Raw genomic sequence first — 19790 nt, 5'->3', positions numbered from 1 at the left:
GCTCCCCAACAGTTAAAACTATAGAAAACAATTAAAATCAGGGACACCTCATGACCATATGTGCCGCCATCCAGATGGCCTCCGGACCGCAAGTCAGCGCCAATTTGCTTGAAGCCGAGAAACAGATCGCCGAAGCCGTGAAAGCCGGTGCGAAACTGGTAGCCTTGCCGGAAAACTTTGCCATCATGGGTATGAACGAATACGACAAGGTTAAAGTCAGCGAGCAGGATGGAAACGGCCCGATTCAGGATTTTCTGGCCGCCATAGCCAAAAAATACGGCATATGGGTGATAGGCGGCACGATGCCGATGCAGGCCACCGCCGCCAATAAAGTCCGCGCGGCTTGTTTGATCTACAACGAGCAGGGCGAGCGAGTCGCCCGCTACGACAAAGTGCATTTATTCGACGTCAGCGTGCCGGATACCGCCGAGGAATACCGCGAATCCGACTCCGTCGAAGCCGGCGACGCCTCCTGCGTGATCGATACGCCGTTCGGCCGGCTGGGTGTGGCGGTTTGCTACGACTTACGCTTTCCGGAATTTTTCCGGCCGATGACCCGGCAAGGCCTGGATATATTGGTGATCCCTTCCGCGTTTACCGCCAAAACCGGCGCCGCGCACTGGGAAGTATTGTTGCGGGCCCGCGCCATCGAAAACCTCTGCTACGTCATCGCGCCAAACCAAGGCGGCTTTCATATGAATGGCCGGCAAACCTACGGCCACAGCATGGTGATCGATCCTTGGGGCGTGGTACTGGATTGTTACAAAACCGGCCCTGGCTTTGTCAGCGCCGAAGTCGATAAAAGCCGCCTGGAAAAAACCCGCCTGTCTTTCCCGGTGCTGGAACATAGACGCTTTTTTTGCGAGTGAGCCTTATGTTGTTAAGAACGCTGACTTACAGCCTGCCTTGCCTGTTGCTGACGGCTTGCGCGGATGCGCCGGACAAATACCGTGATACCCACCACCTGGAACTGCCGCCGGTTTTACCGATAGAACATACCAATCCGCAGCCGGCAGTGGCTGCCGACGATTTAAAGCCTAAGTCGGCTTTGGCCGATTTGATGGCGTTTACCGACGAAGGGGGCAAGCCTGTGCTTACCTTGAAAACCCGCCCCGACCGGGCTTGGGAAATGGTCGCCACGGCATTGAAAATCAGCAATATCGAAGTGCTGGATAAAAGCCAGGAAGATCAACGCTTTCAGGTGCGTTATGACCCCGACACCAGCGGCAAAGATGTCGGCTTGTTGCGCGCTTTATTGAATAATGATTACGACGAAGCCGAATACACCATCAAGTTGAAAGAAGAGCGGCGTGGCTTAACCGTCAACGCCAGCCTGACAAAACCGGAAGACTTGGAGTTTGGCGAAGATGGCTCGGCGGAGCTGATTCGTTTGCTACACAAAGCCATAGACGAAAAAATCATCAACCGCCCGCCTGACAAGAAGGCCGACGAGTAAGCGGCAAGGCTTGATTTAAGCGTCGTCCCGGCGCCAGTGCCCGGATTTGCCGCCGCTTTTTTCCAGCAAACGCACCCCTTGAATCGTCATGCCGCGGTCCACGGCTTTGCACATATCGTAAATGGTCAGCAAGGCAATCTGGGTCGCGGTGAGGGCTTCCATTTCCACGCCGGTTTGGCCGGTAGTCTTCACTGTGGTTTGACAATAGACCCGACTCAAGTCGGTTTGGGCTTGCAGGCTAAGCTCGACATGACTGATCGGCAACGGGTGGCAGAGCGGAATCAGATCGGCGGTTTTTTTACTGGCCATGATGCCGGCAATGCGGGCGATGCCCAGTACGTCGCCCTTCTTGTGGGTGCCGGACACAATCAACGCCAAGGTTTCCGGCTGCATCTCTATGTACCCCTCGCAAACCGCCTGACGTTGGGTGATGGCCTTATCCCCGACATCCACCATATGGGCTTCTCCGGCGGCATTAAAATGAGTGAGCGGCGAATGGGACATGGCATACTAGGCAAGTGGAATCAGCCAAGCATTGTATTACCGGGTGAATAAAGATGTCGATTAAAGTGCTTTACTTTGCAAGCTTGAAGGATCGCATCGGCCGCAGCTACGACGAGCTGACAATCGATGCGCCGTTGACAGTGCTAGAGGTCTGGCATCGCGCTAATCCGCACATGGACATGCCGGGCACGGTATTGGCGTCGATCAATATGGAGTATGTCGGTCTGGATGCCGAAGTTAGCGACGGCGACGACGTGGCGTTTTTTCCACCGGTGACCGGAGGTTGAAATGAGTACCATCAAACTTAGCGCCGAGATTTTCGACCCCTGGCAAGAACTGGCCGATTTTCAAGCTCAGGCGGTCGACATGGCCGGCAAATACGGCGCCACCGGCGTTTTCGTTGGCAGCATGCGCGACTTCAATGAAGGCGACGAGGTACGCGGTATGTACCTGGAGCATTATCCAGGGATGACCGAAAAGCAATTACAGCGTATTGTCGAACAAGCCCAAAGTCAGTGGCAGTTATTAGACGTGCTGCTGATCCATCGCATCGGCCAGGTATGGCCCAACGATACGCTGGTGCTGGTGGCAGTGTGGTCCGCGCATCGCGGCGACGCTTTTGACGCCAGCCGCTTCATTATGGAAAACTTGAAAAGCCAGGCACCGTTCTGGAAACGGGAAACCTTGGAATCCGGACAAACACGCTGGGTCGAAAAGAACAGTGACGGCTATCTAAAGCAACCTTAGGGCTGTTAAGACTGACGCAAATTACCCGTGGACTTTGTCTCGGCAGCATAATTTACCGTTGGCATTTCGGCCAATGACTGGGCTTGCAGCTGCTGTTGCAGTTCGGCAATTTGCTGGTTGGACTGAGTAAGCTGCTGTTTCAGTTCATTGATGGTTTCATGCAGATATTCGAAGTGAACTTGAAAATAGCGCGCAGACGGGAAGCAGGCATCCAAGGCTTCCGGCGACATTTTGTCCAATTTGGTTCGAGATCGTCTTGTTTTCATATTACACCTAATCATCATTATCGGCTAAAGCATACCCATGCGGCATGATTGCTATGATGCTGTTAATAGTAAGACGTTCCAGAACGCAAATCCCCCACTTAAAATACCAAATATTTTAGCAATAGCCCCAAGCGTCAAGCATACTTACCCGGTAACCAGCCACGCTCGACGCATTCCCGAAAATTCCATTGCGGCATATTCTCGGTTTTATAACTCCAGAAAAACCAGCCCAGATACTTTTCGAACACGGCCAGTTGGGCGGCCGCGTAGCCGCGACAAGCGATATCGAACTGCATGTCGTCCATTTCCGTATGGACATGATCGAAAAGCCCCTCGGCCCAAAGCGCCGCCAGTTTTGCATCCAACCCCAAACTCCATTCGCCGACGTAGGTCGGCAAACTCAGGCCGCTGATAATCTCGTCAGCTTCTGCTTTCCAATCGCAAACCACTTTTTGCAAATGCTGATAAATATCCCTGTCGATATCGTCCTGCACAAAACATTGATAACGGTGTATGTCAAAGATCACATTGCCATGCTCGGGCGACTGTAAAAAACCGGCGTATTCGCGAAACGACCGGAAACCATCATGAAATATCACCGCCACCTGTTCAGCCGGACAATGGCGGCGAATGCGCCAATAAGCGGCTTCGGTGTAACGTTTCAACAGTTCAGTATCCACATCCCAGCGCGGCTCGTTTAAGATCTCAATTCCGTGCAATGCCGCGCGTTTGCCGTAACGCTGGGCCAATCGCTCCAGGGTCTCCAGGGAATAGTCGATATAGCTGTTTTGAGTATGCCACTCGCAAACGTCCTGGATGCCGCCATTATCGAAACCGTTCTGACAGCCGGGCGCGGCATGGAGATCGACAACGACCTTTAAGCCAAATTCTTCAGCCCAATCGAAAGCCCGGTCAAGTACCTCCATGCCGCCGCCGACAAAAGGAAATCGCACGGCGCCGAAACTATGATGATAGGGATAATCGGCTGCAAACAGCCAATAGCCAACCGGGATGCGTACCGCATTGATCCCGACTTGCGCCAACCAGGCAAAGTCGGCGCGGGTGATGAAGGTTTGCCAATGTTGCTGCAAACGGGTTTCGGCTTCGCGGCCCAATTCGACGCACCAACTGGTCTCGTCCCTGGCATTCAACCCGGCAAACAAACTGGGCGTCATCCATTTTTCTAAAACCAACCATCCGCCCAGATTGACCCCGCGCAGTTTTTTGGCAGACATTCGGATAGCCCCTGTAACAAAGCGCCTTAGAGCACGTTTCCCGTTAGCAGAGCGTAATCCGCCGCTTGTACAAAGCCTGTATATTGGGCACCTTGGTGATGGTCAGGACAGCGGAATCCGTGAGCCTTTTATGGATTAGATTGACCATGTCCACTTCGCTTTCAGGGTCGAGCGAATCAAAGGCTTCCTGCATCAATATCCATTTGGGTTTGTGCAACAACAGCCGCACCAAGCCCAAGCGTTGTTGTTGTTCGCGCTCAAGATTCTTCTCCCAATCGGCAACCTGGTCGAGCTGTTCCTCCAACTCTTTCACTCCGGCCAGTTGAAGGGCATTTTCAAGTATCTGCTGATCGAAAGTGGAGGGGTTGGATGGGTAGCAAATCGACGCGCGCAAGGTACCGGTAGGCAGATAAGGACGCGGCGGCATAAAGAACATGGTTTCATCATCCGGCAATTCAATTATGCCTTCGCCCCATGGCCACAGACCTGCTATAGCTTTGAACAGCTTGTTACCGGAAAACGCATTGCCAGCAATCAACACCCGCTCTCCGGCCTTGATTTCTTCATTGAGAGTGGACACGCAGACGATTCTGTCCAAACGCGAAATGCATAAATCGCGAAACGCCAATACGGATTTGTCGCTTTTCACCAAGCGAATCCGATAGGGGTCAGGCTTGGCTATTTCGCGTTCCAATTGCTCCAGGGCCTTGCTCAATCCCAAAACTCGCTCGACAGAGGCCCGCCATTCCGCAACCTTACCCATATTGTCAACCGGCCAGGACAAAGCCGCGACCATTTGCTGGAAAGCCTGCGCGGATTGCATCAACGCTCCCAGGCTGATCGTACCCAGAATAAAGCGCGGCGCCGACACCAAGATAGGAAATGCCATGGACAATATCGAATAACCGGAACTGAACATGGTGATCCGCTGCCAGGCATGGGTTTGCTGATTCCAGGCATCGACAATGTTTCCGAATAAATGATGAAAATGCGGATTCTCATGGCGCTCACCGTGGATCAAGGCAATGGCTTGCGCATTCTCCCGGGCTTTGACCAGCGCGAAGCGGAAATTGGCTTCCACGGTCTGTCTATTGTCGGTAGCCATAGTGAGCGGCTTACCTATCCACCAACCCAGCGTGGATGCGCTAGCGGCGTAAATCAACGCCAACCAGACCAAATGGCCTTGAACCGGGATTTCGACCAAACCTAGATTTACCGTAACGGTCCCCGACAAGGTCCACAGGATCTCGGTAAAACTGGTCAACAACAGTACGCAGTAAAAGAAAGTGTGTAACAGATCGATTGCGTATTCAGTGGAAATGCGGACATCTTCGGCGATGCGTCCGTCAGGATTATCGTGCTGACCCGGTAAGTGGGTAACCAGATAATGCCGGCCGTCGCGCATCCATTGCCCGATCAATTTATCGGTTAACCAGCCCCGCCAGCTCAGTTGCAAGCGGCGTTTGACGACCAAATGGGTCGCCGTGATTGCCATATTCGCGATAAAAATCAAGACGATCAACCCAACTTGGGTAAACAGCCTCGACATAGAGCGCTGCTCCAAGGCATCGAATAAATCCGCGCTCCATTCGGTAATAATGACCGAGACCGCAATTTGCGCCACTGTTAACGCGACCAAAAACGCCGATAAGGTCCGAATGGTCGTCTTATTTTCCGAGCACCAGAAAGGGCCGGCTAATCGGACGAATTGCATAAAAAATTTGCTGGTTGTTCGCAAGGCCATACTCCTCGTTTAAGGTCGTCGCGCAATATAACAAAATTAATCGCATCGATAACCATCAAATGTGCTGGCGCGCTGCTGGCTGCACATCAGAATGAGTCTAGGCTTCTGTGTTTTATGACAAAAAAGAGAAAAACAGCGGTGGGGATGTTTGACGAGTTTGTGACGAGCGCTGTAGCGCTCGTCGGTACAGAGGTTTTGCGCTCAGCGCTTCATCGAATCGAAAAATGCAGCGTTGGTTTTAAAGTCCTTGAGTTTGCCCAGCAAAAACTCGGATGCCGCCAACTCGTCCATTGGCTGCAGGATTTTGCGCAAAATCCAGGTTTTTTGCAGTTCGTCCGGATCGACCAGATATTCTTCGCGGCGCGTGCCGGAGCGGTTGATGTTAATCGCCGGATAGATACGTTTTTCAGCGATTTTCCGCTCCAGATGCAGTTCCATGTTACCGGTGCCTTTAAACTCTTCGAAGATCACCTCGTCCATCCTCGAGCCGGTTTCCACCAGCGCGGTAGCGATAATCGTCAAACTGCCGCCTTCTTCGATATTCCGCGCCGCACCGAAAAAACGTTTGGGTTTTTCCAGCGCATTAGCGTCGACACCACCGGACAACAGTTTGCCGGAAGACGGTACCACCATGTTGTAAGCACGGGCCAGACGGGTAATCGAGTCTAACAGGATAACCACGTCGTGCTTGTGTTCAACCATGCGCCGGGCTTTTTCGATGACCATATCCGCCACTTGCACGTGACGGGTAGCGGGTTCGTCGAAGGTACTGGAAACCACTTCGCCACGCACGCAACGCTCCATCTCAGTCACCTCTTCCGGGCGCTCGTCGATCAAGAGCACGATCAGATAACACTCGGGATTGTTCTCGGCAATCGCATGGGCGATGCTTTGCATAATCATGGTTTTACCGGCTTTCGGCGGCGAAACGATCAAGCCACGCTGGCCTTTACCGATAGGGGCGATCAAGTCGATGATACGGGCGGTTAAATCTTCACTGGTGCCGTTGCCTTGCTCCAAACGGAAACGTTTATTGGCAAACAGCGGTGTCAGGTTGGAAAAGGAGATTTTGTTTTTGGATTGTTCTGGCGATTCGAAGTTGATGCTTTCGACCTTCAACATCGCGAAGTAGCGTTCGCCTTCCTTCGGCGGGCGGATTTTGCCGCTAACGGTGTCACCGGTGCGTAAACCGAAACGTCTGATCTGGCTGGGCGATACATAAATGTCGTCGGGGCCCGCCAAATAGGAGCAACCCGGTGTTCTTAAAAAACCGAATCCATCCGCCAATATCTCCAAAACCCCATCGCCAAAAATATCTTCCCCACTCTTCGCCTGTTTCTTCAAAATCGCAAAAATCAATTCCTGCTTTCGGGCTCTGTCGATGTTTTCGAGACCCAAGGATTCAGCGATTGCAATAATTTCAGTGGCTTGTTTAAGTTTTAACTCGGTAAGATTCATGTTGATTAAGGGAAATGAAAGAAATGCAAAACAGCAGAGTGCTGTTTACAGCGGCAGGTAGTTGTTGGATTTGTTAAGGACGTTCAGAATGCGAAGAAGCAAGCGGGGAAAATTCTAGCGCAATAACCGGACTTATCAAAAACATTTTTAATAAATCCGGTTATTCGGCTTGATTTATATGTTGCTATCGATAAACGCAGCCAATTGGGATTTGGTTAAGGCGCCAACTTTAGTCGCTTCCACTTCACCGCCTTTAAAAAGCATCAAGGTCGGGATGCCGCGCACACCGTAGTGCTGCGGGGTTTTGGGGTTTTCGTCGATATTCAGCTTGGCAACAGTGAGTTTGCCTTGATATTCGGATGCAATTTCATCCAAAACCGGGGCAATCATTTTGCATGGACCACACCATTCTGCCCAATAATCGACCAACACCGGCGCACCGGCTTTCAACACAGTTTCATTAAAATCAGCGTCTGATACATGAAGGACTAGGTCGCTCACGCCATTCTCCATTAGTTTACAAAGTCAAGACTATAGTTTCGCGGCGCTTTAATTGTCAATCGATTTCAACCGCGCGGCTTTTTAGTTTATTCTATCGGGCTATGAAGAAAACACATTTGACGGAAACACGTTTTAGCAATTTGGAGCTGTCCGACTCCATCATTAAAGGTCTGAAAGAAGCAGGATTCATCAACTGCACACCCATTCAGGATAAATCCTTGCCCTTGTCTTTACGCGGCAAGGACATTGCCGGCCAAGCCCAAACCGGCACCGGCAAAACTGCCACATTTTTGCTGGCGACTTTTCAGCACCTGATCAACGACGAAAGCGAAAAAATCAAGAACCCGCGCGCGCTGATTCTCGCTCCAACCCGCGAGCTGGCGATCCAGATTCACAAAGACGCGGTGGCTCTCAGCAAGTATCTGAATCTGAAATTTGCATTGATCTACGGCGGTACCGACTATCAAAAGCAGTTGGATAAAATCAAAGGCAATGTCGACATTATTATCGGCACACCGGGCCGCATTATCGATTTTTACCGGCAAGGCGCCTTCACTTTGGATAACATCCAGGTCACCGTGATGGACGAAGCCGACCGCATGTTCGATTTGGGCTTTATTAAAGACATCCGCTTCCTGCTGCGCCGCATGCCGCCGGCGGAAAAACGTTTGAACATGCTGTTTTCGGCCACACTGTCTTATAAAGTCACCGAACTGGCTTACGAGCACATGAACAATCCGGTGCTGATTCGTATCGAATCCGAGGAAGTGACCTCCAAGGCCATCAATCAGGTGGCTTATTGTCCGGCCAATGAGCAAAAAATCCCGCTCTTACTGGGCTTGCTGAAACATCACCAACCGCAGCGCAGCATCGTTTTCGTCAACACCAAACGCTGCGCCGAGCAGCTCGACGATTACCTGGCTGCCAACGGCCATAAAGTGGCTATGCTCAGCGGCGACGTGCCCCAGGAAAAGCGCCAGCGCCTGCTTAACGACTTCCAGGAAAACCGGGTCACGCTGCTGATCGCTACCGACGTGGCGGCGCGCGGCCTGCATATTCCGGACGTATCTCACGTGTTCAACTACGACTTGCCGCAAGACGTCGAAGATTATGTACATCGGATTGGCCGTACTGCCCGTTTCGGCGCCAGCGGCGAGGCGATCAGTTTTATTTGCGAAGAATATGCGTACTCGATGCCGGACATCGAGGATTACATCGGTGAGAAAGTGCCGGTGCAAAGCATCACGCCGGAATTGATGGTGGAAGAAGTGATCAAGCCCCAACGCCGCGAGCCGCGCGAACGGGTCATGCCGCGCGACAAACGCCCGCCGCGCTCGGAGCACAAACCCAGAGAGCATAGGCCGGCGCGTCCAGCACCTGCTACAAACCAGGCATCAACGCCCGAAAATCCTCCACCGCCGCAAACTCAGCAACCTGCTTAACCGGCCGTCGGCTATCCGGCTTGCTGATCGACACCAGATGAGCAATGCCGAACGTCCGGGCGGACGCCAGTACCGCAACGCTATCGTCTACCAGTAGCGTTCTATCCTTTGCAAACAGATGCTGGTCTTGCAGGATCTGCCAAAAACCTTGCTGCTCCTTGGCAAAACCAAAATCGTGCGACGACACGATTTCGTCGAAAAACCCATGCAGACAGGTTTTTTCCATTTTCAGATTCAAGCTGTCGCGGTGCGCGTTCGTCACCAGCAATAGCCGCTTGCCGCTGGCTCGCGCCGCATCGAGAAACTCGGTGACATGTGGATGCACCGCAATCAAACCGGCCAACTCCTGCTTCAATTCGGCGATATTCAAAGCCAATTCCTGGGTCCAATAATCCAGGCAATACCATTCCAACTTGCCTTCCATGGCCTTGAAACGCGGCGCCAACTGCTGTTTGGCGTCCTCAAGCGTTAGACTATGCAGTTCGGCAAAGCGCAAGGGTACAAACTCCTGCCAAAAATGATTATCGAAATTCAAATCCAGCAAAGTGCCGTCCATGTCCAGCAGTACGGTATCGATTTGTTTCCAGTCGAGCATTTTAGTTTATCCCTTTCATTCAATAGCGCTTGTCATTCCCAAACACGGCCTAAATTAGTTTTTTATTCTAACCGGAAAATCCCTAAGTTCAGCTAGGCTTGATGTCTATTAGAAAAAGGATTAAAAGCTTTTATATCTGTTCTGTCACGGCATCAACCGTCGAAAGGAGTTAAATTCATGAGCACCATGAAAGTGAGAACCCGTTTAGGCTTGGGTTTTAGCGGAGTCTTGCTGCTGCTGACCATGATTGCCGGCATCAGCATCAACAGCATGAACGACCTATTGTCCAACATCGACAACATGGTCAACGATAAATTTCCGAAAACGGTCTGGGCCAACGACGTCATCGGCAACATCAACGTAATTGCCCGCTCGATGCGCAATACCCTGATTATCAAAGACCGCGCCACCATCGATAAGGAACTGGCCCGCATTCAAGACGCACGGCGAGCTATCAAGGAAAACCTGGATAAACTCGACGAGACTATTAGCAGCGCGGAAGGTAAAGCCGCACTCAAAAAAGTGTTGGACGCCCGGACACCTTACGTAAATGCCCAGGATCAGTTCATCAAACTGGCCGGCGATGGCAAGCAAGCGGAAGCGGCGGATTTTCTACTGTCCCAAGTCAGGAAGTTGCAAACCGAGTATATAGATTCGGTAGACGCGCTAATTGATTTCCAAACCAAGCTAATGAAACAATCCGGATTAGAAGCCAAGGAAACGGTCAATCAAAGCGTGAATTTGATTACCACGCTGGCGCTAGTTTCCGTACTGATTGGCGGCGTTGCCGGCTATCTGATCACCAAAAGCTTAATGACCCAGCTTGGCGGAGAACCCGGCTATGCTGCCGAAGCGGTGAATACCATGGCCGCCGGCGACCTTTCCGTGGCGATAGAGCTGCGGGAAGGCGACACCGGCAGTTTGTTGTACGATTTAAAAGGCATGCGCGATCAGCTTAGTAACGTTGTCCAGCAAGTTCTGGGTAATGCCGACGTGTTAAGTTCGGCCTCCAAGGAAGTCAGCGCAACCGCGCAATCGATCAGCCAAGCCACCACCGAGCAGGCGGCCAGTGTCGAAGAAACCACCAGTTCCATCGAACAACTCAGCGCCTCGGTGCAACAAAATACCGAAAATGCTCATGTCACCGAACAGATGGCCGGCAAATCCGCCAGCGAGGCCAAGCAAGGCGGCGAAGCGGTAATCGAAACCGTCAATGCCATGAAACATATCGCCAAAAAAATTGGGCTGATCGAAGACATTGCCTACAAAACCAATTTATTGTCCTTAAACGCGGCAATCGAGGCCGCCTCGGCCGGCGAACACGGTAAAGGTTTTGCGGTGGTGGCGGCGGAAGTCCGTAAATTGGCGGAAAGCAGCCGCACAACGGCGGCGGAAATCAACGAGTTGGCGTCCAACAGCGTCTCGATTGCGGAAAAAGCCGGGGTGCTCATCGGCCATGTGCTGCCGGACATCGTGAAAACAGCAGATCTGGTCCAAGAGATCAATGCCGCGTCAGCAGAACAAGCCAGCGGTATCAAACAAATCAGCGAGGCCATGCGGCAGTTGGATAGAGTGACGCAACAAAACGCGGCCGCCTCGGAAGAAATGGCCGCAACCGCCGAGGAATTGAACGGCCAAGCCGAACAACTGCAAAGCGTGGTTGGTTTTTTTAAGTTAGCGAATAGTTGAAAGTACTTTCACGCCGATCTTGGCATTGAAAGCAAACCCGCGTCAGCAACCCAACCAACAACCAAGCTGTAGACCCTGAGCCGATGCCCAACAGACCAAAAATCCTCAAACAAACCGTCATCGCCCAAACCCGACAATTCTGCATCGAAGCGCTGGACCTGGAGTTTAGTAACGGCGAGCGCCGCCAATACGAACGACTGGCCCGTAGCGCCTCGCACGGCGCGGTGCTGGTGGTGCCGATGCTGGATGCAGATACTGTGCTGCTGGTTCGGGAATACGCCGCCGGCATCCATCGTTACGAGCTGGGGTTACCGAAAGGCAAGCTGGATGCCGGCGAGGATATGCTGGACGCCGCTAATCGCGAGTTGAAAGAAGAAATCGGTTACGGCGCGGCCAAATTACACCATTTGCATCGTGTATCGCTGGCGCCGGCCTATCTGGAACACACGATAGATATTATTCTCGCTGAAGACCTGTATCCGGAAAAACTAGTCGGCGACGAACCCGAAGAGCTGCAAGTGGTGCCTTGGCCCTTGAATAGTATCGATACCTTGCTAGCCAGCGGCGAATGCAGTGAAGCCCGCTCGATTGCTGCCTTGTACATGGCGTTGGCGCATCTGAGCGGGCGCGGCTGAGGAATCGAACCTTAAATCTTGAACAAGGGCTCCAAACCGTCGTCGCTTTTGCCTTTGCCGCTGACCGCTGCCGGTTTAGTGGAAAACACCTGCCAAAGATTCCGGCCTTGCCAGTCCTGACTTTGGCCGGAATATAACAAGCGATTCAGCGCCAAAATCTCTTCACGCAGCGCCTCGTGACAATGCGCCGCAATTGCACCCAAACTTTCCGCGCCGAACTCGGCCTTACCCCATTGCAACAAGGCCTGTTTGGCGGCCTGCGGGTTATTTTCCCAACAAGCGCGTTTCAGCGTCTTTTCCATGGCAGTTTCCGGCACTCGTTCAACAGGCTTATTCGTTGGCACTTTGCCGGAAGGACGGCGATAAAGTACAACAATAGTCAGTAGCCAGCCCAGCGCCAACGTCGCCGATACAGCTTGCCAAAAGCGGGTGTCGCTGCTGTTGGTCACGGTAATCGGCGACGTGGTCATCGGGCTAGTTACCGGCTCTTGCGGCGTGCTTGATGTAGCGGGCTGTGCGGAATTTTGGGCATCCGTGTTGCCGGCTAGGGCCGTGAGCTTGACGCTAGGCAGGTGCGCGGTTTCCATTTTTTGGGTTTTGGTGTTGAACCAAACGATGTCCAGCGCCGGCAAGGTATATTCGCCGGGCTTGGAAGGGATGAAGGCGATTTTTTCCTCGCGCAGCGCGGTTAAGCCGTCGCTGTCTTTATCTTCCTTCAGCAGCGGTTGGTCGGGATAGGTTTTGATGCCGTCGATAGCGGTTTTATCGAGCAGCTCCGGCAACTGGCCGACCGTGGTGCCTTTCGCGCTCAGCGTCAGCGTGCGGGTCAAGGGTTCGCCCACTTTGGTTTGCAAGCCGGCGTCGGACCAAGCTTCGCTGAGTGTTAATGACTCGGCGCTCAACCAGTTCGGGCCTTTAAAGCTGGCCGGCACCGCTTGCACGTTTAAAGTGATGGCTTTTGAAGCCACCCGCCGAGTTTCGGTATCCGGCCGATTGAAGAAGCCGTTGAAACGCGGTTGGCGTTGATTGCTCAGGTATTCGGCATTCAGAATCAGCGGCGCAATGGTAAATACCCCGCTCTGTTGCGGAAAAATGGCATATTTGCGCTCGGTCACCCAGTAATCCACGCCCTTGACTTGGGTGGCGTAGGTGCTGTCCTCGCCCAGCTTTTCGACCAGCGCATCCTTAATTTCCGGCTCGCTAAGGCTGGCCTGGGTAATCTGTACTTTGCGGAACAACTTCAGCGTGTACAGCACCTGCGACTGCACGTAAGGTTGCTCGGGCGTGGCGGTCACGTCCAGAAATATGTCGTCGTTGCCTTGCGGAGCGGCGGTATTTTCGTTGACGACCAGTTTTAACGGCTTGCTGCTATCGGCACCGAAGGCAATCGGCGGGATAAACAACTCGCCGGCTTGTTTGGCCATCGCCCGGACTATCCATTGTTCAGTCCGGCTACTTTTGCCGTTGACCCAAGAGGAGCTGGTGCTGCGCTGCTGACTGAGAATTTCAAAATTCTCCTGCAAGGGCGCAAACTCCGGATTGCCGTCCGGCTCTTCGCTGGCGGTAAAGGTAATTTGAAACGATTCGTTAATGCCAACCGGGTTGCGGTCAACCGCTACTTGAATCTCCGCCGCCTGTATCGCGGCGCTGAGCAGCATTAACAGGCCATACAGCAGCCACGAGTAACTATGTCTATGCATACAATGGATCATTTACTTCATTGAAAAAGGTTTATGAACATCAGGACGGTCATCAAACCAGCCGTATAACACCGGCAATACCACCAAGGTCAGCAGCGTCGAACTAATCAAGCCGCCGATCACCACGATAGCCAGGGGTTTTTGCACTTCCGAACCTGGGCCGATGGCGAATAAAAACGGCACCAGACCCAGCAAGGCCACCGTGGCGGTCATCATCACCGGCCGAAAACGTTGTTCGCAACCGCGGCGTATCGCATACTCCAGACTCAGGCCGCTTTCGCGCTGGGAGCGAATATACGAGACCAACACCACGCCGTTCAGCACCGCGATGCCCCATAAGGCGATGAATCCCACCGACGCCGGTACCGAAAGGTATTCGCCGCTGAGAAACAGCGTGATGATGCCGCCAATCGACGCAAACGGCAGCACTAGAATAATCAACGCGGCAAAGCGCAGCGATTTAAACAACATAAACAGCAAAAAGAAAATCGCCGCGATAGTGACCGGAATAATCATCTGCAAATGCCCCAAAGCCCGTTCCATATTCTGAAATTGGCCGCCCCATTGCAGATAATAGCCTTCCGGCAATTGCACTTTGTCCGCCACGGCTTTTTGCAGCTCGGCGACGAAGCCGCCCAAATCCCGGTCGCGCACGTTAATCCCCACGACAATCCGGCGCTTACCCATTTCCCGGCTGATCAAGGCCGGACCATCGTTTAAGGTGATATTGCTGACATCGCCCAGCGGCACGCGGGCACCGTTCGCAGACGTCAGCATCAACGCATCGATGGCACCGATATTGTTACGAAATCGCTCCGGCAAACGCACCGCCGCCGAAAAGCGCCGTTCGCCTTGATAAATCTCGGTAGCCACCTTGCCGGCTATCGCGGTTTCTATGACATCGTGAATGTCCGAGGCATTCAAACCGTGGCGCGCAATGGCCTGCCTATCGACGGTAATATTCAAATATTGCTGGCCGGTCAAACGCTCGACCCGAATATCGCGGGCACCGTTCACGTCGTTCGCCACCCCGGCAATGGCGTCTGCCAGGCGTTTCAGTTCAGCCAGATCGTCACCGAAGACTTTCACCGCCACGTCGGAACGCACGCCGGTGACCATTTCATCCACCCGGTCGGAAATCGGCTGGGCCATCACCACCTGCATGCCAGGCAAGTTTTCGGTGAGTTTCGCGCTCATCGCATCGGCAATGTCGTCCTGAGTCCAGCCTTTCGGCCATTCTTCCCGCGGTTTTAATGTAACGATAGGCGTGGACTCGTTTTGCGCTTGCGGATCGGCGGGACTTTCGCCGCGCCCCACACCGCTAACCACAGTTTTTACGCCGGGGATTGCCATCACCATTTTCATCGCCTGCATCTCCACATTGATGCTTTCCTCAAGCGAAATGTTCGGCATCCGGTTAATGCCCGGCACGATGGAGCCTTCCTTCATTTCCGGAATGAACGATGTGCCCAGCAAGGGCAGTAAGGCTAAAGTCGCGGCAAACACACCGACCGCACCGCCCACCACCTTCAGCCGATTGGCCATCGCCCAATCCAGCATCCGTAAATAAATCCGCTTGATGAAAGCGATCAGCCGGGTGTCATGTTCGCCGTCGTGACCTTCCAGTAAAAAGGCACAGAGTACCGGCGATAAGGTCAACGACACGATCAACGAAATCAGCAAGGCAATCGCAATGGTATAAGCCAGCGGCGCGAACATCTTGCCTTCCATGCCTTGCAGCGTCATCAGCGGCAAAAATACCAGCACGATGATGCCGACACCGAACAATACCGGCGTGGCCACTTCCTGTGCCGCGGTCTGCACCACGCGCACCCGGCTGGTAGCGCGGCCCTTGCGTTCGCCGAGCAAACGAAAAGCGTTTTCCACCACGACCACCGAACCGTCGACCATTAAACCAATGGCAATCGCCAAGCCGCCCAGCGACATCAAATTGGCGGACAGACCCAGCTGATTCATCGCGATAAACGTCACCAAGGGCGTGACGATCAAGGTGCTGACCACGATCAGACTGGAGCGGACATCGCCCAGAAACAGGAACAACACGATCACCACCAACACAATGCCTTCCAGCAGAACTTTGGTCACGGTATGCAAAGCCGCATCCACCAAATCGCTACGGTCGTAATAGGAAACAATTTTCAGGTCATGCGGCAGCATGCCTTTCGCGTTGATTTCCGCCACTCGCGCCTTAATACGACTGACCACTTCCTTGGCGTTGCCGCCGCGCAGCATCATGACAATGCCGCCCACGGATTCGGTGTAGCCGTCCTTGAGCACTGCACCCGCCCGGACTTCGTGGCCGATTTTGACTTCGGCGACATCATGCATATGCACCGGTACGGAGTCTTCTTCCTTCAAGACGATATTGCCGATGTCCTTGACGTCGTTGATCAAGCCGACGCCGCGAATCAGATATTGCTCGGCATAATGCGGCAGTACGCCGCCGCCGCTGTTGGCGTTATTTCTGGCCAGCGCCTCGAATACTTCAGTCAATGAAATCCGGTAATGATGCAAGCGGTTGGGGTCAACCAACACCTGGTATTGCTTGACATAGCCGCCCTGGGAGTTGATTTCCGCCACGCCGGGAATCCCGCGCAGCAACGGCCGTACCACCCAGTCCTGGGCTTCGCGGCGCTGTTGCAATTCCTCCTGGGTCAAGGCCCGCTGACCGTCGTCGTCGCGTTCCAAGGTGTATTGATACACCTCGCCCAAGCCGGTGGACACCGGCCCCAGCACCGGATTGATGCCTTGCGGCATCTGCTGCTTCACCTCTATCAGCCGCTCCATCACCAACTGCCGGGCAAAGTAAACCTCGGTCTTATCGGTAAAAATTAACGTGATCAAAGACAAGCCGTTCTTATTCATCGAACGCATTTCTTCCAGACCCGGCAGGCCGGCCATCGCTATTTCCAAGGGCACGGTGACCAGGCGTTCCACTTCGTCCGGCGATTTGCCGGTCGCTTCGGTGGCAATTTGAACCTGGATATTGGTGACATCCGGAAATGCATCCACCGACAACTGCTGCACGGCGCGCACGCCGAACAGCGTGACCGCCACTGCCAGCACCGCCACCAGAACACGTTGATGCAGAGCGGCTGCTATTAGGCTGTTAATCATGCTCTACTCCAATGTGCTGCGCAGGCGTTCGTTATTTAAATGAAACGCGCCGCCCACGACAATTTTTTCACCCGCTTTCAAGCCTTCCAATAAGGGCCGTTTCTGCGCTTCTTCGCGGCCCAAACGTACCGGGCGCAACTCAAAACGTGCGGCAGCGGTTTCCACAAACACAAAATCCTTATCATTTTCCCTGACCACGGCCTGGCTGGGCACGATCAAAGATTGCGAACCGGGCTTGCTGATTTTCAGTGTTGCCAGCATCTGCGGCTTAAACAGACGCTGCGGATTGGCCAGGGCCATCCGCACCGTCACCGTGCGGGTATCCGAATCGACCATATCGGCGACGTAAATCAGTTTGCCGCTCACTTCCTGCCCAGGCAGTGCAGGCACTTCGGCGAAAGCTTGATCGCCTTGCCGCGCCCAATGCGCTTGTTGCTCGGGAATTTCCGCCACCAGCCACAGCTGCGACAAGTCCGCAACGGTATACAAAGCGTCTGCCGGCTGTACCACCTGGCCGATGGCGACGTTTCGTTCGATGACGACGCCGTCTATGCTGGCGGTAACCGGCGAAAAGGAGTGAATGCTGCGTTGTTTGTCTATGCGCTGCAAATCGGCATCCCTCATGCCCATGACCCGCAACTGGTCGGCGGCGGCGCGTAAATCCACATCCGCTTCAGTCAACACGCTCTGCCGCTCCTGAAACTCGGCTTCCGAGATCACGCCGCTTTCCAGTAGACGCTCGGCACGTTTCACGGTAATCCGCCGCAAATTGACTTGTGACGCGGCTTTTAGATAGTCGGACTGAGCTTTACCCAGCTCGGTGCTGTTCAGTAGCGCCAGACGTTCGCCTTTTTTTACCGCTTGGCCGAGCATGGCATCGATTTCGGTAATCCGTCCGGTTACCGAGGCGCCGATGCGTGCGACCCTATGTTGATCCAACTCCACCCGAGCCGAAAGATTCAACGACTCGCCGACTTCGCCGGGTTTGACTTCGGCGATGCTTAGCAGCTTTAACAGGGCGGGCGAGGCTTCCAATAAGGGTTTATGATCCGCGCCAAGGGCGGGCAAGGCAAAACTCAGCAAAAACAGCGCGGCCATAAGCGGCGAGGAGCGGAATGACGTATGGAGCTTAGCTTTCATGGTATGTCCTTTAAGCAAAAAATCTTTTCAAACAACTAACAAATCACGGGCTACTTCTACGTTACCAGGTGATTTTCTAGGTCGTCAGGTAATCTAACGATGTAAAGCGAATGCCGATGCAAGCAATGTTGGCGTATAACTCAGGTGTCGCCTATTGCGCTTTAGGCCGACAAACCCAATGTGGCAAAGCGTTAAATTGCGGCCTCGGGCGGCTTGGCGCTGACCAACACCTTGTCAATACGAGTACCGTCGATGTCGACGATCTCGAAACGCCACTGCCGATATTCGAAGTTGTCCGTTACTTGGGGAATTTTTTCCAGGTAAAACAAAATAAAGCCGCCGACGGTGTGATAGGCGTTGTCGGCTTCGCCGGGCAAATTGCCGTCTATACCGATCACCGTCTTCAAACGCTGAATCGATAAGCCGCCATCCACCAACCATGAGCCGTCGCTACGTTGCACCACATCGACGTCCAGATTGGTGCGGCTGGGCAGATGGCCGACGATGGCTTTCAGCACATCGCTCAGCGTGACCAAGCCTTCAATATCCCCATATTCGTCGACGACCAGCGCCAGATCGGCTCGCTTTTCCTGGAAAAACTCCAGTAATTGCCTTAGCGTCATGGCTTCCGGCACGTATAGCGGCGTATGCAGGATCGGCGCTATATCCAAGGTCTCGCCGGCCATCGCCAGTTTCAGCAGATCGCTTCTCTGCAAGATTCCGACCACATTTTCCAGACCGTCCCGGCAAATTACTGCCCGGGCGTAAGGACAGTCGGCAATTTCGGCACGCACTGTCGCTTCCGGATCGCTTAAATCGATAGCGTATATCTGTTGCCGGGGCGTCATGGCCGCACCCAGCATTTGTTCATCCAGTTGCAAGACGTTACCGACCAAATGGCTTTCGCTGGCATGAAATACCCCGGACTCCGCACCGATTTCCATCAGCAGTTTAATTTCTTCGTTGGTGACACTGGTCTGCGGCGGCCGATGCGCGCCAAATAGCCGCAGTATCAGCGTACTGGACGACGACAGCAGCCAGACGATAGGGCTGGCAACCAGTGACAGGGTGTGCATGGGCCGGGCGATAAATACGGCAATCCGCTCCGGATGCAGCAAGGCCAGTCGCTTAGGCACCAGTTCACCTATGACTACCGAACAATAAGTAATCAGAAATACCGTGGCGATTAATGCAATGCTTTGGGCATAGGGAGCCAGCAGGGGAATGTTCTGCAGTTGCCGATACAGGGGCTCGGTCAAGGCATCCTCGCCCAGCGCGCCGCTGAGAATACCGACCGAGGTAATGCCGACCTGCACGGTAGACAAAAATCGGGACGGATCCTGGTGCAATTTCAGTGCGGTGCGCGCACCCGCGCGTTTTTCACCGGCCAGTTTCTGCAAGCGCGCCAGTCCGGAAGAGACCAGCGACATTTCCGACATTGCAAACACACCGTTGATCAGGATTAAAATCAGTATCAGGCCAATATCCATCGTTTCATCGCGTCCAAAATTAAAATGTGTCGGTCTTACGCCAATTCGTT

Annotated in this window: 18 protein-coding genes; 7 read left to right on the top strand and 11 right to left on the bottom strand. The window is 53.6% G+C overall.

Annotated features, from left to right (window positions below; translation table 11 throughout):
• Positions 1-50: 50 nt before the first annotated feature.
• Together CWO84_RS15725 and CWO84_RS15720 are read left to right on the top strand one after the other, a co-directional pair.
• The gene (locus tag CWO84_RS15725; protein WP_033157575.1) at positions 51-869 is read left to right on the top strand and encodes a carbon-nitrogen hydrolase family protein; all 819 of its coding nucleotides are present in this window, start codon (positions 51-53) and stop codon (positions 867-869) included.
• Positions 870-874: 5 nt separating this feature from the next.
• Positions 875-1456: an outer membrane protein assembly factor BamC gene (locus CWO84_RS15720; protein ID WP_033157576.1), complete on the top strand. Its 582-nt coding sequence runs from the start codon at positions 875-877 to the stop codon at positions 1454-1456.
• A 15-nt stretch (positions 1457-1471) separates the two neighbouring features.
• On the opposite strand, the gene moaC is transcribed toward CWO84_RS15720, so the two are convergent.
• Entirely contained in the window at positions 1472-1960 is a 489-nt protein-coding gene (moaC, locus tag CWO84_RS15715) for a cyclic pyranopterin monophosphate synthase MoaC (RefSeq protein ID WP_033157577.1), read from the bottom strand.
• Between the two features lie 53 nt (positions 1961-2013).
• Here moaC and CWO84_RS15710 point away from each other — a divergent pair, with 53 nt between their 5' ends.
• A complete protein-coding gene (locus CWO84_RS15710) occupies positions 2014-2247 on the top strand; it encodes a MoaD/ThiS family protein (RefSeq protein ID WP_101053714.1) in 234 nt (77 codons plus the stop codon).
• Between the two features lies 1 nt (position 2248).
• Positions 2249-2707, top strand: a complete 459-nt coding sequence (locus CWO84_RS15705) for a molybdenum cofactor biosynthesis protein MoaE (protein ID WP_033157579.1) — start codon at positions 2249-2251, stop codon at positions 2705-2707.
• Between the two features lie 5 nt (positions 2708-2712).
• On the opposite strand, the gene CWO84_RS15700 is transcribed toward CWO84_RS15705, so the two are convergent.
• The 5 genes from CWO84_RS15700 to trxA form a co-directional block, all read right to left on the bottom strand.
• Positions 2713-2973, bottom strand: a complete 261-nt coding sequence (locus CWO84_RS15700; protein WP_033157580.1) for a hypothetical protein — start codon at positions 2971-2973, stop codon at positions 2713-2715.
• Positions 2974-3107: 134 nt separating this feature from the next.
• Positions 3108-4208 (bottom strand): glycoside hydrolase family 5 protein, encoded by a 1101-nt coding sequence (locus tag CWO84_RS15695; protein WP_033157581.1) that lies wholly within the window; start codon positions 4206-4208, stop codon positions 3108-3110.
• Positions 4209-4251: 43 nt separating this feature from the next.
• Positions 4252-5922, bottom strand: a complete 1671-nt coding sequence (locus tag CWO84_RS15690) for an ABC transporter ATP-binding protein/permease (protein WP_084153348.1) — start codon at positions 5920-5922, stop codon at positions 4252-4254.
• A 231-nt stretch (positions 5923-6153) separates the two neighbouring features.
• The gene (gene rho / locus CWO84_RS15685) at positions 6154-7410 is read right to left on the bottom strand and encodes a transcription termination factor Rho (protein WP_033157583.1); all 1257 of its coding nucleotides are present in this window, start codon (positions 7408-7410) and stop codon (positions 6154-6156) included.
• Positions 7411-7584: 174 nt separating this feature from the next.
• The gene (gene trxA / locus CWO84_RS15680) at positions 7585-7923 is read right to left on the bottom strand and encodes a thioredoxin TrxA (RefSeq protein WP_171697068.1); all 339 of its coding nucleotides are present in this window, start codon (positions 7921-7923) and stop codon (positions 7585-7587) included.
• 89 nt (positions 7924-8012) lie between these two features.
• Here trxA and rhlB point away from each other — a divergent pair, with 89 nt between their 5' ends.
• The gene (gene rhlB / locus CWO84_RS15675) at positions 8013-9353 is read left to right on the top strand and encodes an ATP-dependent RNA helicase RhlB (RefSeq protein WP_101053711.1); all 1341 of its coding nucleotides are present in this window, start codon (positions 8013-8015) and stop codon (positions 9351-9353) included.
• On the opposite strand, the gene yrfG is transcribed toward rhlB, so the two are convergent.
• Positions 9292-9948: a GMP/IMP nucleotidase gene (gene yrfG / locus CWO84_RS15670; protein WP_101053708.1), complete on the bottom strand. Its 657-nt coding sequence runs from the start codon at positions 9946-9948 to the stop codon at positions 9292-9294. The genes rhlB and yrfG overlap by 62 nt on opposite strands.
• Positions 9949-10125: 177 nt before the next feature.
• Here yrfG and CWO84_RS15665 point away from each other — a divergent pair, with 177 nt between their 5' ends.
• A complete protein-coding gene (locus tag CWO84_RS15665; protein ID WP_101053705.1) occupies positions 10126-11637 on the top strand; it encodes an MCP four helix bundle domain-containing protein in 1512 nt (503 codons plus the stop codon).
• An 83-nt stretch (positions 11638-11720) separates the two neighbouring features.
• Positions 11721-12272 (top strand): ADP compounds hydrolase NudE, encoded by a 552-nt coding sequence (gene nudE, locus CWO84_RS15660; protein WP_101053702.1) that lies wholly within the window; start codon positions 11721-11723, stop codon positions 12270-12272.
• Between the two features lie 11 nt (positions 12273-12283).
• Here nudE and CWO84_RS15655 read toward each other — a convergent pair whose 3' ends face one another.
• The 4 genes from CWO84_RS15655 to CWO84_RS15640 all read right to left on the bottom strand — a co-directional run bounded on the left by CWO84_RS15655 (position 12284) and on the right by CWO84_RS15640 (position 19740).
• Complete coding sequence (locus CWO84_RS15655; protein WP_240618077.1) at positions 12284-13972, bottom strand: BatD family protein; 1689 nt, start codon at positions 13970-13972, stop codon at positions 12284-12286.
• A gap of 12 nt (positions 13973-13984) precedes the next feature.
• Positions 13985-17110, bottom strand: a complete 3126-nt coding sequence (locus CWO84_RS15650) for an efflux RND transporter permease subunit (RefSeq protein WP_101053696.1) — start codon at positions 17108-17110, stop codon at positions 13985-13987.
• A gap of 3 nt (positions 17111-17113) precedes the next feature.
• Entirely contained in the window at positions 17114-18250 is a 1137-nt protein-coding gene (locus CWO84_RS15645) for an efflux RND transporter periplasmic adaptor subunit (RefSeq protein ID WP_240618076.1), read from the bottom strand.
• Between the two features lie 191 nt (positions 18251-18441).
• Positions 18442-19740, bottom strand: coding sequence for a hemolysin family protein (locus tag CWO84_RS15640; protein WP_101053690.1), 1299 nt, complete (start codon positions 19738-19740; stop codon positions 18442-18444).
• Between the last annotated feature and the right edge of the window lie 50 nt (positions 19741-19790).

The organism is Methylomonas sp. Kb3, from assembly GCF_002834115.1.
GTDB lineage: Bacteria > Pseudomonadota > Gammaproteobacteria > Methylococcales > Methylomonadaceae > Methylomonas > Methylomonas defluvii.
The sequence above is the reverse complement of the archived record's forward strand: the minus strand, read 5'-3'. Positions and strand labels throughout refer to the sequence as shown.